Annotated in this window: 11 protein-coding genes and 1 pseudogene; 5 read left to right on the forward strand and 7 right to left on the reverse strand. The window is 49.4% G+C overall.

Going from position 1 to position 14,422, the window contains the following annotated elements; all coding sequences use genetic code 11:
* Positions 1 to 123 precede the first annotated feature (123 nt).
* Complete coding sequence (locus tag H6G13_RS26195) at positions 124 to 885, forward strand: WD40 repeat domain-containing protein (protein WP_190488472.1); 762 nt, start codon at positions 124 to 126, stop codon at positions 883 to 885.
* 150 nt (positions 886 to 1,035) lie between these two features.
* Here H6G13_RS26195 and H6G13_RS26200 read toward each other — a convergent pair whose 3' ends face one another.
* The gene (locus H6G13_RS26200) at positions 1,036 to 1,227 is read right to left on the reverse strand and encodes a DUF2949 domain-containing protein (protein ID WP_190488474.1); all 192 of its coding nucleotides are present in this window, start codon (positions 1,225 to 1,227) and stop codon (positions 1,036 to 1,038) included.
* Between the two features lie 804 nt (positions 1,228 to 2,031).
* Positions 2,032 to 4,143, reverse strand: a pseudogene (locus H6G13_RS26205) (DNA phosphorothioation-associated putative methyltransferase).
* A 151-nt stretch (positions 4,144 to 4,294) separates the two neighbouring features.
* On the opposite strand from H6G13_RS26205, the gene H6G13_RS26210 reads away from it, so the two are divergent.
* The 4 genes from H6G13_RS26210 to H6G13_RS26225 are packed head-to-tail and all read left to right on the forward strand — an operon-like array spanning position 4,295 to position 8,856.
* A complete protein-coding gene (locus tag H6G13_RS26210) occupies positions 4,295 to 5,512 on the forward strand; it encodes a phosphoadenosine phosphosulfate reductase family protein (protein WP_190488476.1) in 1,218 nt (405 codons plus the stop codon).
* Between the two features lie 39 nt (positions 5,513 to 5,551).
* Positions 5,552 to 6,940 carry a DUF262 domain-containing protein gene (locus H6G13_RS26215; RefSeq protein ID WP_206756548.1) on the forward strand — a complete coding sequence of 463 codons (1,389 nt, stop codon included), beginning with the start codon at positions 5,552 to 5,554 and terminating at the stop codon, positions 6,938 to 6,940.
* A 6-nt stretch (positions 6,941 to 6,946) separates the two neighbouring features.
* Positions 6,947 to 8,050, forward strand: coding sequence for a DUF3696 domain-containing protein (locus tag H6G13_RS26220; protein WP_190488478.1), 1,104 nt, complete (start codon positions 6,947 to 6,949; stop codon positions 8,048 to 8,050).
* Between the two features lie 38 nt (positions 8,051 to 8,088).
* Positions 8,089 to 8,856 (forward strand): hypothetical protein, encoded by a 768-nt coding sequence (locus tag H6G13_RS26225; protein WP_190488480.1) that lies wholly within the window; start codon positions 8,089 to 8,091, stop codon positions 8,854 to 8,856.
* Positions 8,857 to 8,862: 6 nt separating this feature from the next.
* On the opposite strand, the gene dndE is transcribed toward H6G13_RS26225, so the two are convergent.
* The 5 genes from dndE to dndB are packed head-to-tail and all read right to left on the reverse strand — an operon-like array spanning position 8,863 to position 14,348.
* Positions 8,863 to 9,237 (reverse strand): DNA sulfur modification protein DndE, encoded by a 375-nt coding sequence (gene dndE, locus H6G13_RS26230; RefSeq protein ID WP_190488482.1) that lies wholly within the window; start codon positions 9,235 to 9,237, stop codon positions 8,863 to 8,865.
* Positions 9,238 to 9,242: 5 nt separating this feature from the next.
* Complete coding sequence (gene dndD, locus H6G13_RS26235; RefSeq protein ID WP_190488485.1) at positions 9,243 to 11,207, reverse strand: DNA sulfur modification protein DndD; 1,965 nt, start codon at positions 11,205 to 11,207, stop codon at positions 9,243 to 9,245.
* A 4-nt stretch (positions 11,208 to 11,211) separates the two neighbouring features.
* Positions 11,212 to 12,834, reverse strand: a complete 1,623-nt coding sequence (gene dndC / locus H6G13_RS26240) for a DNA phosphorothioation system sulfurtransferase DndC (protein WP_190488487.1) — start codon at positions 12,832 to 12,834, stop codon at positions 11,212 to 11,214.
* Positions 12,835 to 12,885: 51 nt separating this feature from the next.
* Positions 12,886 to 13,263: a hypothetical protein gene (locus H6G13_RS26245; protein WP_190488489.1), complete on the reverse strand. Its 378-nt coding sequence runs from the start codon at positions 13,261 to 13,263 to the stop codon at positions 12,886 to 12,888.
* A gap of 5 nt (positions 13,264 to 13,268) precedes the next feature.
* Positions 13,269 to 14,348, reverse strand: coding sequence for a DNA sulfur modification protein DndB (gene dndB, locus H6G13_RS26250; protein WP_190488491.1), 1,080 nt, complete (start codon positions 14,346 to 14,348; stop codon positions 13,269 to 13,271).
* Between the last annotated feature and the right edge of the window lie 74 nt (positions 14,349 to 14,422).

The following is a 14,422-nucleotide window of genomic DNA, read 5'->3' on the forward strand; positions in this document are numbered from 1 at the left end:
GCCTCAACTCAAAAGGCTAACGTTGTCATTTTCTACTGGCTACTTCTGCTGGAATGCCTGCATAGCCTCACGCCTAGCTTTACAAATTGAATCTCGTTGCGCATCTCGTGGGCTGGTCAGTGCTTGAAGACCTTACAGGGTCATACCAGTTGGGTTTGGGCGATTGCTTTTCACCCCAGCGGCCGCCAAATTGCCAGTGCTAGCTATGACCATACCGTGAGGTTTTGGGATGTTGACACAGGTGAATGCCTGCATACGCTCAAAGAGCATACTAGCTCCGTCTTATCCGTTGCTTTCAGTCCCAACGGTCAATGGTTAGCGAGTGGTAGTTATGAGCAGACCATCAAGCTATGGAATCCTAAAACTGGTCAGTGTCTTCAGACCTTACAGGCGCATCTAAATCGCGTTTGGGCAATTGTGTTTAGTCCTGACAGTCGCTATTTAGCAACAGGAGGAGATGATTTCACAGTTAAACTCTGGGATGTGACAGCCGGGCAGTGCATTAGAACCCTTGAAGGCCATACCAGTCAAGTTTTATCGCTGCTGTTTGACGAGGACGGTCATTACCTGATTAGTAGCAGCGCTGATAGAACTATACGAGCCTGGGATACTGCAACAGGAGAGTGTACGTTTATGCTTCAGGGCCATCGACACTGGGTCTGGTCACTCACTCAGCATTTAGGTGATGCCATTTTCTTCAGCAGTAGTCAGGACGAAACCATCCAAGCTTGGCACCTTAAGACTGGATCTCATCTAAAAACGCTGCGCTTTTCCCGACCTTACGAAGGAAGCATCATTACAGGGGCAACCGGTTTAACCGAAGCACAGGAAATTACCCTAGAAGCATTAGGTGCGATCCGAGAGACCAAAACAGTTCAAACATGAGCATCTCCTAATCAGGCTCCTGTTAGAGGCGTTGTTGGCGGTTCCCATCACCTTGAAGCTACAGACCACCAGAGCTTTCTTTTAACTAATTGTTCGTGGAAAGTTAATGAGCTCTATGCGCCGGGTTTGTGGCTTTGAGGTGAATTAGGCTTACGCCTCTTCCATCCAGTCAAAGACTTGATTCAGCTGCGCTGTGCTGATCAGTCCGTACTGCCACATCACAATAGGCAGCAGGTTGGTCGCTTGGTCCGCTTGCCGCAGCCCTAGTGAAATCGCCTCCGTCGGCACTGCCAGTGTCTCGCATAGATATTCAATGAGTTGGTTGAGCTTTGAGGCAGACATGATCCGAGGGTAGGGGGGCGACAATCAGTACATCAGTATAGGTGTTTCGATAAAATCCGAACTCGGTTTTAGAAAGATTTATAGACCCAACACCCAGCTTTGCTGCTCAAGGGCAATAAACTCCAGCCTTACTACCCCTAATTGTCTGAGGATTGTATATCCCAAATAATTTATATCTATTCACTAACTACTTAAAAGAAGTTAATCAGTTTTGGAAGGGGCTCAAACGTTTATACAGCCTTGGCTTCAGGTCACTTTTCTGAGTTTTTACCAGAAGGGTAGAAATTTTGTCTCACTAAGTTTTTGAGATCGCGTTGAGGTAATCTAGTGAGCTATGGAGGTTGCCTCATAGCCTTCAAAGAAAGCGGACTAGCGGCAATTAAGCTCAAAAGTGACAGCTGCACTTTGAAGCAATTTAGATTGGATGATTTGATTGACTGCTGGCTACGCAAGAGGCAACTAGCCAAAGCAGTCCAAGCTAAAAGAATCTGGAGTCCATCAGCATCACCAAGGAGTCGAAATATACTAACAAAGAGTTACCCTGGCTACCGCTATGCATCTTTTGCTTGCCCTTGGCCTGACAGCCTTGGCTGCCTTGGTGCAGACTCAGGACGTTGACAACCTGTTTTGTCACAGCAATACTGCCCAAGCTGCTGGGGACTGCCCAGCAGTAAGTCCGATTCTGACACGGCAACCCAACCTGGACACCTGCAGAAAACTGAGCTAGAGGGCCATCAGGGGAATGTCTATGAGGTCTCCTTCAGCCCCGACGGCAATACCTTGCAACATCCGGAGGAGACGCCACTACTCAACTTTCGAATCTCCAGGGCCAACAACTCGCACTGTTGATTGCGTCCGAAGCCTGGATTGGACTTGCTGTTTCTGCTCGTCGCTGGCATCCTTGCGCCATACGATTCTATGCCCTTGCAGCTCAGCCCCGTGGTCGAGTAAACACCGCTCCCAACCCCTGCGGTCAAAAATCGTCTTCACATCGTCCAGCAAGCCCCACTTTTGTTCTTGCTGGCTGAGCTTGGCAAACTTGGCATAGCCCGGATAGTCGGTGACCAGAGTTTGGTCTTTCTGGTGGAGCAGGGGTGCGTTGTCGAGGTCATAGTCGCGATAGCAAACGTGGATATCGCGAAGACCGATGGCCATACTGGTCTTCAGGGTAGGGTGCGGCTCTTTGTTGAAGTTGGGAAACGCTAGATAGGTGATCTGCGGCTTCTGGACGTGAAACTTCACCACCGTGGCTTCCTCGGGTCGGCCAATAGCGCGGGAGGCGCAACCTTCGTAGACGCGCAGCACCGGGTTGAGCTGGTCTATTGCCGATACATGCACCCAGAGAGAGTTGGGGCGCTGCTGACCAATAGGACTTTGCCGGCAGCGCTGCTCGATTACCTCCGTACGGCCCAGGGTCATAAGCATCAGGTCGGCGGCGGTGCAGGCTGGTTGGTAGCTGCCGAAGAGGGCTTTGATATCGGCTTGCACTGAGGGCGAGAGGTCTTTGAACTTGGGGCGGTTACCAAAGTGGCTGAGGGCCAGGTACACCAATAAATCATTGCGGCGTTTGTCGGCGATCGCATCCCATTCCCCCGCATCCGTGGCTTGTAGAACGACGGTGAATGCCCGCCGAATGCTGCCAAAGGTTTCCTAAAGGGGGGCAAGGGTGTCGGTGCCCAGTTCTTCCACCATGGGCAGCCGACCGCGATCGGTGTAGAAATCTATCAGCGGTTGAAGGCGATCGCGGTATTCCTCAAACTTGCTGACCTTGAGGCGAATACGGGGGGTTGTGATGCGGGAGCGGAACCTGGAGGCCCGAAAGGCTTCGGCCTGGGCTTCATCGCGAAAAACGAAGTAGATGCCCAGAGCGATGGGGATAGCATCGACCCCAAGCACTTGGTCAATGTAGGCTTTGAGTTCTTCTTGCTCGTAGTACTTCTGGAATGTGTTGCGACTAGTGATGATGCCGTCGCCGTAAGCGACCACCCCACGGGTGCGATCGTCGATCAGCACCTGGCCGGCGACGATGAGCACTTTCTGGGCCAGGCCCCAGGCGTTAATTAGGGCTTCTCGCCGCTCGGCGGTGTCTTCGATGACGTTGATGACGTAGCCGAGGTTGACCACATCGGCTGGGGTGTGGGGAATACCGGGCTTAAAGTGAGGATCCCAACCAGAACTGGTGAGGCCCAGGTGGTGGATGTATTCGATGTCGGCCCCGTGGCCGCAGCCGTAGTCAAAGTAAGTGGTATCGGCAGGGAACAGGCCCGCTTCAACAGCGAGGCGGACGGGTTTGGAGGCAGTGACGCGAGCGATTGCCGCCTTATGCCGCTGAATCTTCGGCTTGGCCTGTTGAGCAGACTTAATTGGGCAAGCCAGAGCGTGGTTGTGGATTTCGATGCCCTGCTGAGTGAGGCGACGCTCCCAGTTGAGTTGGGTGCCAATCTCGCGGGAGTTATCCAGTAGGCCCATAGCCACCTGCTGTTGAGTCAAATGGGCGAAGCGGGTGTAGTGGGGATGGTCAGCGGTGACGAAGGTTTCTTTGCGGTGGAGCAGCGGCGGATTGGGGGCGTCGCTATAGTCGCGAGTTTCGACGGTGCCCGTGGCCCAGTCCACAACAGTGCTGGTGTGGAGCAGGGGGTGGGGTTCGGTGTCAAACTCGGGGTAGTAGAGGTAGGAGAGTTTGGGTTGGTCGAAGTGAAATTTGACTAGGGTGAAGGGCAATTCCTTTTTCAGCAGGCTGCGAGCGCACTGTTCTTGGTGCCGCAGGGCGTTATCTAGGGATAGCAGGGCGGATTGGTGGATATAGAACGCATTGGGTAGGCATTTGCCGATAGGACTGCTCTGGCAGTGTTTTACCAGCTCCGCTTGAGGCTGGTTGGCGGCTGATTGCAGTGCGGCATCTACACTCTGAATCATTTTAAGTACACTTGTATGGCACCCCTAACAGGCATTCCCTAGACCCAGACCACCTGATTAAAAAAGAAGTCCTGCATCTAGCGTTCGGCTACTCCTTTGCCGTTAGAATGACGCTACCCAAACCTCATCACTCCTGTGACAACTTGCCTACATGAGAACGCTCAGCTTATTTGAAAGCGATCGCCTCTCCCTTGAGCGCAGCATTGAGTTATCGGCTGAGTCGTTGCGCCACTATGGTTCTTTGTATAAGCATTGGGCCATCGCGTTCTCGGGCGGCAAAGATTCTTCAGCCACCGTTACATTAGTTGCCGATTTGATCGACAAGGGACTGGTGCCTCGGCCAGCGAGTATCACGGTGCTCTACGCCGATACCCGCCAAGAGCTACCGCCGCTGCACAACGCCGCGATGGGAGTCTTGAAGACTCTGCGAGAGCGAGGGTTTGACACTCGGGTAGTGTTGCCTGAGCTAGATCATCGCTTTTTTGTCTACATGCTGGGTCGTGGGGTGCCGCCGCCGAGCAACACCTTCCGCTGGTGTACCCCCAAGCTCAAAGTAATGAGCATTGAGCGAGAGCTAGAAAAGCTACGGGAAGAGTACGGCGAAAAGTTTTTGATGCTGACGGGGGTGCGCATTGGCGAAAGTGCAGCGCGTGATCAGCGCATTGCCGTGAGCTGTACGAAGGATGGAGGCGAGTGCGGGCAGGGTTGGTTTCAGCAGACTACCTCGGGGGCGATCTCAGATACTCTTGCGCCGCTGCTGCACTGGCGGGTTTGCCATGTGTGGGATTGGCTGGTGAAGGCCGATATTGAGCTGGGCTTCCCGACGTTTGAGATTGCCGAGGTCTACGGCCACGACCCGCAGGATGACCTGGGAGAAGTGGAGCCGATGAATGCGCGGACAGGCTGTATTGGTTGTCCGTTGGTGCAGAAGGATGCAGCGCTAGAGCGGGTAGTGGCCCAACCTAAGTGGGCCTATCTGGCACCTCTAGAGAAGCTGCGACCTCTGTATTGGGAGATGAAGAAGCCCCAGTACCGGTTGCGCAAGCATGGGGAGGTGAGAAAGGCGGCAACCAAGTATATTGGTCGAAATCGTTTGGGGCCACTGCACATGGAGGCCCGCCGCTCCATGCTTACGCAAGTTTTGGCGATTCAAGAGGAGGTTAACCGGGCGGCTAGAGCCCAGGGGATGCCTGAGGTAATCTTGATTAATGAGGAAGAGTTGGCCAGAATTGAAAATTTGATTGCGGCGAATACCTGGCCTAACCAATGGGATGGGACGGAGGCCAGAGGAGACGCTATGATGCCTGAGATTTTGCCCGATGGAAATGTTCAGCAACTACTATTCGAAGATGATGGTCTTTGGGGATAAAAGCTGTTGCCTAGCTATTCCTAACTACTTATGACTGAGATGACAATTGCCAAAGTAGTTCTCAAGGTTCTTGAAGATTCTCAAGAACCAATGACGCCTGCGGAAATTACCAGGGTCATTCTTGCAAAGGAACTCTATGACTTTGGTACAGAAAACGAAGTTGAAATGGTCAGAAAAGAAATTAGAAGGAAATGCATAGGACTAAGTCGACAAGATTCAACAGCTAATAAGTATTTCAAACAACTTGAGGATGGAAGATATACAAACATCATCACTTTTGAGCAATTAGATGAAGGGAATGAAGGCCTATTAGAAAATTTATTTGGTGAAGACTTTTCAGAAGATGATTTCGACACTTACGAAGAAGAAAAAGCTCCCTTTGACCCCGAGTCAGTAAGGGTTACTCATAAACCCATGAATATTGAAACAATTATCAAAAGAATCAAGTATGGCGAGATAAATTTGGCACCAGGTTTTCAAAGACGTGCAGGTATCTGGAATGACATTGCGCAAAGCAGGTTGATTGAGTCAGTAATTTTACGAATTCCACTTCCAGCGTTCTACATAGACGCCAGCAATGACGATAGATGGAGCGTTGTTGATGGTCTTCAAAGACTTACAGCTTTGAAGCGATTTGTATTAGATGAAGAGCTAAAGCTACAGGGACTCGAATATTTTGAAAATCTAGATAGGAAGACTTTCTCTAAATTACCTCGCAGTTACCGACGAAGAATTGAAGAGACAAATCTAAATTGTTATTTAATTGAGAAGCAAAGCCCACCAGAAGTAAAGTTTAATATATTTAAGCGGGTGAATACTGGTGGCTTACCCCTTTCTCCGCAAGAGCTAAGACATGCTTTAAATTATGGTCAAGCAACTGATTTTTTGCAAAGTCTTTGCAACGAACCTCTTTTCAAAAAACTTGTTCAGATTCCTTCTAGCAAAATAAAGAGAATGGACGATCGGGAGTTTGCCTTAGGATTTTTAGCCTTTAAGCTAACAGATTATAGGGAATATCCGAAACGGATAGGAAGGGATGCTTTTCTCAACAATACGATGGAAAAACTTAATGCTTTACAACCCAGTTCTAGCCTCTTTAATGAACTGACACTTGACTTGAGAAAGTCACTCTCAGCATCAGAAAGAATCTTCAACGATAAAGCCTTCAGAAAAATTTCTAAGGTCAGACCAAAGAAATATCCTGTGAATAAAGCTTTGTTTGAAACCTGGTCTGTGAGCCTAAGTACACTCTCTGATGAGGAACTCGATTTTTTATGTAAAAATAAGCATTTGGTTGTAGATGATTTCGCGGAACTTATCGACACGGATTCTGAGTTTTCCAAAGCTGTTTCGCAAGCTGCAAATAAGGTTTCTGTCAGGTTTGAACGAATCGAACAATTAATAACACATATACTCGGTTCTTATTAGCTTAAAATGATCAGCCAACTTTGCTTGAACAACTTTAAACCTTTTGAAAGTCAAAAAATAGATTTCGGCCATTTGACCCTTTTAGCAGGAGTAAATAGTTCAGGTAAGTCATCTATAATTCAAGCCTTACTTCTTTTAAGACAATCTTATCAAGATGGACTTTTAGAGAAGCGACAGCTTGAAATAAATGGTTCTTCAATTTCACTTGGAACAGCTTATGACATTTTCTTTAGAGCTGCTTCAGGGGATTTTTTGTCTTTTGAGATTATTGCTGATAATGGAACTAAAGCTTTATGGAAATTTGTGTACTCCGAGCCTAGAGCAGATTTCTTAGAACTTACTGAAGAGTCAGTGATTGACGATAATATTTATTCTGATACAAGTCTTTTTGGAAACCGTTTTAATCATATACCAGCTGACAGGATAGGCCCGAAAGTATTTTTTCCGATGTCTGATTATGCTGTAAGGCAAAACCAGCAACTAGGTAATCAAGGGGAGTTTACAGCCCACTTTTTATCAATATTTGAGAGGAAAAAGATTCCTAATACTCATCTTGCTCATCCAGCTTCAAAATCTTTGAGTCTGAAGGATCAAGTTGAGGCATGGATGGGCGATATTTGTCCGGGTATTAGAATAGACTCAATTTTGTCACCAGATATTCGTATAGCGAAACTACAATTTTCAGAAGGAAACAACGATCCCTATTCGCCAATCAATGTAGGATTCGGTATTACTTACACTCTTCCTATAATTGTTTCTATGCTCTTCTCGAATCAAGGAAACCTTGTTCTCATAGAGAATCCAGAGGCCCACTTGCATCCTAAAGGTCAATCAAAAATTGGCGAATTAATAGCTTCATCTGCAGGTTGTGGTGTTCAGATCATAGTTGAGACGCACAGTGACCATGTTCTTAACGGAATAAGGAAGGCAGTTCTATCCAAGAAAATTAAGGCGGACGATGTTCGTATACATTTTCTCAGCAAGAAGAGTAAAGATCTATCTTTTGTTACTGAAGTTTCTTCAATCTCAATTGACGATAAGGGAAAACTAGATCATTGGCCAGAAGACTTCTTCGACCAAATTGCTAAAGACTCTCTAGAGTTACTGTAGTAGTTTGAGGTTTACTTCAGCAGAAGTTTTATTTCAATATGTACTTTCTTTTAAATGAGTTATCCTTTGTTGGTCAATTTAGAGACTATTATGAAGTCAAAATCTATATGAACTCAGTTCAATCAATTTTAAGCGAATTGAACCTCATTAGAGACATGAAGGTTTTAACACATCAGTCGCTTTGTGAACGTGAACTCTTTCCTGGGTATAAATTTCTCGACTGGTTAAGAGATTATATTAAGCAGCCAGATAAAGACCTAGGGTTCTTGAATTTCATTGTCACTTTACTACAGCAAGGATGTGTATCTAGAAAACTAGATGATGAGGTGAATAATGGGCTGCATTATTGGAAGTGTGAAACAAGTAAATCAGATTATTCAGATACCTCATTGGCTGGAGCGGCATATTTTAGAGGAAAACTAATTAGCATTAAAAAGTCCGGAACCTTTGATGTGGTTTTAGTTTCAGTCAGGTTTACAAAGAATACCGAAGATCCCCAAGAGTTACATATAGAAAATATTTTTGAAGTACATCAAGCGCAGGCTCTTAGACCAAAATTTCTTTATCACTCGAAGCATGATCTTCTAAGTTCTTGGGAGAACGCTACTCCAATGGATTTAAGCGACTTAGAAGCTCAAGAAGCCCTTGATCGAAGCGTTGAACATTTAGGTCATACTCAAAGATATAGTTTCTTTCGTGGAAAATTTTATGTTTTCCAATATGACAATGCCGGTGGCTATCATGGATACCCTGTAGAAAGGAAAGATGTCCCGAATGAGCCTTTGAAAGACCTTATAAAGGGATGAGTATTTCTATTTAAACAAGGAATCTATTGATGTTAAGTTTGGATCTGCAGCTAAATAACCAAGACCTCGATGTAAGTGCAGACGAAACTGAAAGGCAAGTGTATCTTTATCTGTTTCTAGGTTGTCATCCCTACAGCGTTGCTTAAGTGCAACTAAGAGTTGATCGGCAATTATTCCACCAAATACTTGCCAAGTCATCTCTACATTACTGTCAGCGGGAATCATTATTGGTGATGGAGGCGTCGGTTCTGATAGGGAACGACAAAAAGCCCAGCGGCAGAGGATGTTCCACTGGGTGATGCCTGTCACCCGCCTTAACTTGAGAAGCTGATCTTTACCAGCTTGGGAAATGCGAACTCGGTCTACAGGGGGTTCTAGCATAGAGTTCACCAAAAATAGCCGGGCTTCACTTCAGTCTGGTGCAGGTTGGCATCGTAGCGCAGTAGGTACTCACGGCTGATCGCGTTACTGCTTCTGAGCTTTTCTACCTCAGCCTCTCTAATTTCAGTATCAGTGGACAGTAGCAAAACCTGGTGGCTGGCCTGGGGGAAGTATTTCTCAACCAGGTTATTGCGGTGGTAAGAGTCGAGCCGCCCCAGGGGCGTGTCGATCGCCACAGGCAATTGACGGCCCGAAGCGCGGGCCAACCCCCACAGCAGGGCGATCGACAACAGCTGTTTTTCCCCTGCCGAGAGTCGATGCTTGGGCACGGCCTGCCCAGCCGAGTCAAACAGCGATAAGGTAAATGCCTCAGTGTCTATTTCTACTCGATTCACCAGATTGGGTTTGTGCAGTAGGTAGAGGAAGCATTGAGTTACCAGGGTTTCAAGCTGGTTTAGCTTGCGTAGCTTGAGCCGTTCCTTGAAGATTTTGAGCTTTTTCTGCACCGTCGCAATCGACTTCAGAATGTGCTCATCGTTCAGGTATTTAAAGGTGAGCTGGCTGTAGTCCACCAGCTCTTTGCGGGCTTTATCGATAGTCTGAATAATCTGGTTGTACTCTTGCTGGGCTTTTTCGTGCTCTACGGCCAGTCGTGTCACTTCAGACTGGGCCTTACTTACTCGCTGCGACAGCTTTTCATAGATCTCTGGGGATGCCGCTGTAGCTAAGTACCGTTCTGTAGTTTCAATTGAGTCTTCCAGGGCTTGAAGGGCGGCGAGCCGCTCTTGGGCAAGCTGTTGCTGGGCGGGCAAGCCGTGGTCTAGAATCTGCGTGAGCTGATGCAAGTGCTCCACACTGGCATAGAGCCAGGGCTGGGTCTGGGGATGGGCCAGGTCGTCGTCGGCTAGAAAGTCTCGGATTTTCTCAACCGCTGTCTTTTCGAGGTTGAGAGTCTCAATAAAGTTGATCAGATGCTGGTTACGTTCTTGCAGCAGATCCTTAGCCGCTTGAAACTGCTCGTAGCGGACTTCGACTTGAATTTGATCCTGGGCCTCTTGGAGTAGTGGTTGGATCAGCGCCAGGGGCAAAATTCCAGCCGCGAGGCCTCTCAGTGCCTGCCGCTGTACCTCGACATCCTCTTTGGCATGTTCCAGTTGGCGCTCTAGCTGGCTCTTTTCTGCGGCAATTTTGCCGCCCTCTGCGAAAAAGCGCTCTTGAGCCTCATGCAATTCTTTCTTGGCAATTTCAAGCTGGGTATAGATAGAAGCGATCGCTTTCTTGGCTGACTGACGCCGGGCCTCTAGCGCGTCTAACTGCTGCTCGATAGCCTCTAGCTGTTTCAGTTCTTGTCTGCTGGAAAGAGTTTTGCGCTTGCGGGAGGCCAAGACATCTAAGTCAGCTGAGAGTCGATCAGGCAGTTCCAGACCCAAGAGCGATCGCATGGCCCCAATTACCATTGAGGGCAGTTCGTCTTGTTCGGCCAGCTCTTTTACCTGTTCGCCATCAAAGAGGAACAGGTTAGAAATACCCAGGGGTAGCAAGTCTTCAATCCGCTGATCCCAGCCTTTTTCTAAGGCTTGATCTGGCTCACCATCCACCAAAATCTCAAGCTGATCGCGGTTGCTTTTAGAATCCTTCATCCAGCTGCGGCAGATGCGAAATTCTGTTGGCTGGGCAGCGTTGTTAAGGGTGAGCTGGAAAGATAGCTCTACAGCGGTGGGGGAATCTTGAGCCTGGCGGTTGACGGCCTGGTTGAGAAACTCCTTGTAGGATAAATTGCCACGAGTGGAGCAGGGGGCGCGGTGGCCATAGAGAGCCAGGCGAATCGCATCCATTAGAGTCGTCTTGCCACCGCCATTCATGCCACCAAACAGAATGATCGGCTGCGCAGCATCCACCGGGGCTAGGTTGATGACCTGCCGCCCCCGATAAGGGCCAAAGTTTTGGAGCACCAGCTCGCGAAAAATCACTGGGTTACGTCCTCACCCCAAACTTTATTGCGCCCCAGGTAGGTCTGTGGGGGGTCTGGTCTTGGTCTTGCGGCTCGGTTTGGTCAGCCTCGTGTTGTTCTGGGGCAAGGAGCTGCTTAATGGTGTCTACCTCACCACTGGTCGCCGCTTGTTGAACCAGCCGTCGGCTACGGGCATAGTCCATGGCCTCATCCTTGGGCCGAGAGCTGGTGTCAAAGGGTTTTTCAAGCGCCTCGATCACGCCCTTACGGCGAGACATAGTTTGGTATTGGCGCTCGGTGTCTAGCAGTCTGGCGATCAGTTCAAACTGCATGGAGTCGTCGCAGATTTCTTCCAAAATACCCCACTCGTCTTCTCCGAGCAGAGAGTTGCCCGCATTAGGGCGAGGATCATGAAAGGGGGTGCCCGTAGCGGCTTCGTAGATGCGGGGCAAGGAGTCATCGAACTCGTGAAATTCTTCCAGCCAGATGCGGCGAATTTCGCTGAGTTCCTCTAAGGCTATTAGCTCAATGGTTTTCATCTCGTCGGGGGCGTTACGACGGGCTTCGGCTTGGGCCTGCAAGACTTGCTTCAGCCATTCTTCGCGCCATTGCTTAGTATAGGGGCCGGGAATGTTCACCACTTCTGTCGTGTCCGCCCCCTGCACAGACCTCTCATAGAGCTGCACATGCCCTTGCCGTCGCCGGAAGTCGCGCCGATCGAGGTCGTTTTCCACATCCAGTTCGTTGCGGAGATCGAGCAGCGGCTGCATCCACTCTTTCTCTTCGTCGTTTTGGATCATGGCTTCCATGGACTTGTCCTTGGCAACCAGGGTGCAAACCCAGCAGCCAAACCTCGAACTGCCGCAGCTGGGGGTGGAGGTGTCGATCACCAAGGGACATTCGTTATCGGCGGTGGCCCCTCGGTACATAGTGAACAGGTCTTTATTGTCGTTGCCCCAGGGGTTAGGCCACTGCATCAAGTACAGCCACACTTCGTCGGTGCGCCAGTCTTCGATGGGGGTATAGATCAGTGAGTTGGGGCGGCTGGGGTTGTAGTTCATGTGAGAAAAGACCCGCCACTTGCGGTGCTCAGTCATAAGAGCGGCCCGACTGGCACTCTCAGCCTTGCGGGTGCCCAGCACGAGAATGACCTCGCCACTTTCTCGGATTTTTTCGCGGATGTAGTCGTCAGAGGGGCGAATTTTGAGGCGCTCGGTACACCAGCGGAACCCCTGACGCGGTGCAGGGTAGCCCTTGCCGATGAGGTTGACCCAAAAAGTATCTTTGACTGCGGGCTTGAGCAGCAGCGGCTCAATGGGCATTCCCTGGGACTGGGCGGCACCTTTCATCTGCTCCAGGGATTGGCTCACCCAGGCAGCAACCACTGGATTTTCGACCAGTGTGTCGGTGGTGATGACGTGGATGGTTTTGGTGCGCTGTTCGGGGGGCAGGGCGGCGATCGCCGCCCAGACCAGTTGCAGAATAACTGTGGAATCTTTACCGCCGGAGTAGCCAATAATCCACGGCAGCGAATCCTGACAGTACAGCTGCTGAATTTCTGCAGTCAGCGCTTGAATGTCTTCTACCAGTTCAGGGACAGTTCGTTGAGCCGGGTCAGCGGCCTCGGAGGGAGTAGCATGGGTCATTCTGGCTTAAGTCCGTGATGAGTACGTATAAAATGACGTACGTATGAAAGTCTACATTTCCATTTCATCAGAGATCTGCTTATGGATTTCAAGCATTTCACTGAGGCGGGTTTTGCCAGGGGTAGGTTCTCGGCTATACACAATCTCCGAGGCTTGCATAACCTGCTGTATCAGAGCGTCTGCTTTCTGGTCAGCCTCTTCTACGTTTTCAACGTAAACCAACTGAACTCCCAACTCGGTAGTCCGACGCTCTAGTTCTTCTGGCGAAAGGGTGGTCAGCCCAAAGGCGATACACTCCTCACGATGAGTAGGAGTATCTCTATCCTCAATCCAGATTTCGATGTCAACGTCTTCGGCTCCGATGGCTGTCATAAACTGCTCAGATTCTGCTTCTGTGCGAGTTATGATTTGAAACTCGTACTGCGGCATACCGGTTATCTCCCTGCTAGTACGTAGACTCGCTCTAGCTTTTCCTCTTCGGCGGTTAGAGGCAAGCCCAGAGCCTTCTTAACGTAGGCTGTCATGAAGTTAATGCTAGTTGTAGATTTAGACAATCTTCCGGCAACCATGATACGCCCCTCCCAATCACGGTTAGAACGAAGCCAGTCGATTTTGCGGAGCCCGCGCAGCAGTTCTGGCCAGTCGCCGTCAGGGTAAATGGAAATTAAGGCAGCGCCTGCCCCACCAATGCCTGACAGCGTGACTCCATGGCTGTGAACGTACTCACGGCGAATCTCGCCAGCGCTGACTTCCTTTGCTAAGACCTGGTGCCAATCGAGTATGTTTTGGCTAACGGCATCCCAAAAACGGGCTCCTAAGTTGATTTTTTCTTCTAGGTCAGCGTCTCTGTGATTGACCAGCAGGTGATGAGTGGCGCTGTAGATGGCACTCAGTGTGAAGAGTTTGCTGGAGCGCACCGGCAGATTACTGCGCTCTGCATCAGTCAGCTTGTTGAAGATGGGCACTCTCTTGACGACTTCCTTAGAGAGAATCGCTTTCTTATCTCTAGAGTCGTACAGGATATTGAGCGAGGCATCTGGGCGAGATGCATAGCGGTTGAGGTCGGTGAACATCTGCTGCGATCGCCTTAGGCCGAGGTCTAGAAAAAACACCACAGCAATGGTCTCGTCTCCCAAATCGGGGTTCTCTTTTAATGCCTGCTCAAAAGCTGCCCGTCGGTGCTGGCCATCATTGATGACAAACCGGGCATCCATGGGGATTTTGATTTGGCCAATGTCTTCTCCTGCTAGGGATTCAAAGGCTACGTTGGCGTTGACCGAAACCGTAATCGCCGAGAAAACGTAGTCTTTAGGGTTGTCGATGATGTATCGGGTAATTTCGGGCACCCGCTGCTTGTTTAGAACCCGCTGAGACCTCATCTCAGCCGGGATCTCCTCGTCGTCGAACGAGAACAGCCTGGGTATTAGGCGCACTGGGCACATGGAGACGTAATACTCATGCCCCGCCTGAATGCCTCTGATGGCCGGGAACAGATACTCGAATGGGAGAGCCATAGAACTAGCCCAAGACTTTCCCGAATAAATTACCACAGAATTACATACTGTATGTCAATAATTACATACAGCTC

The organism is Pseudanabaena sp. FACHB-2040, from assembly GCF_014696715.1.
Lineage (GTDB): Bacteria > Cyanobacteriota > Cyanobacteriia > Phormidesmidales > Phormidesmidaceae > JACVSF01.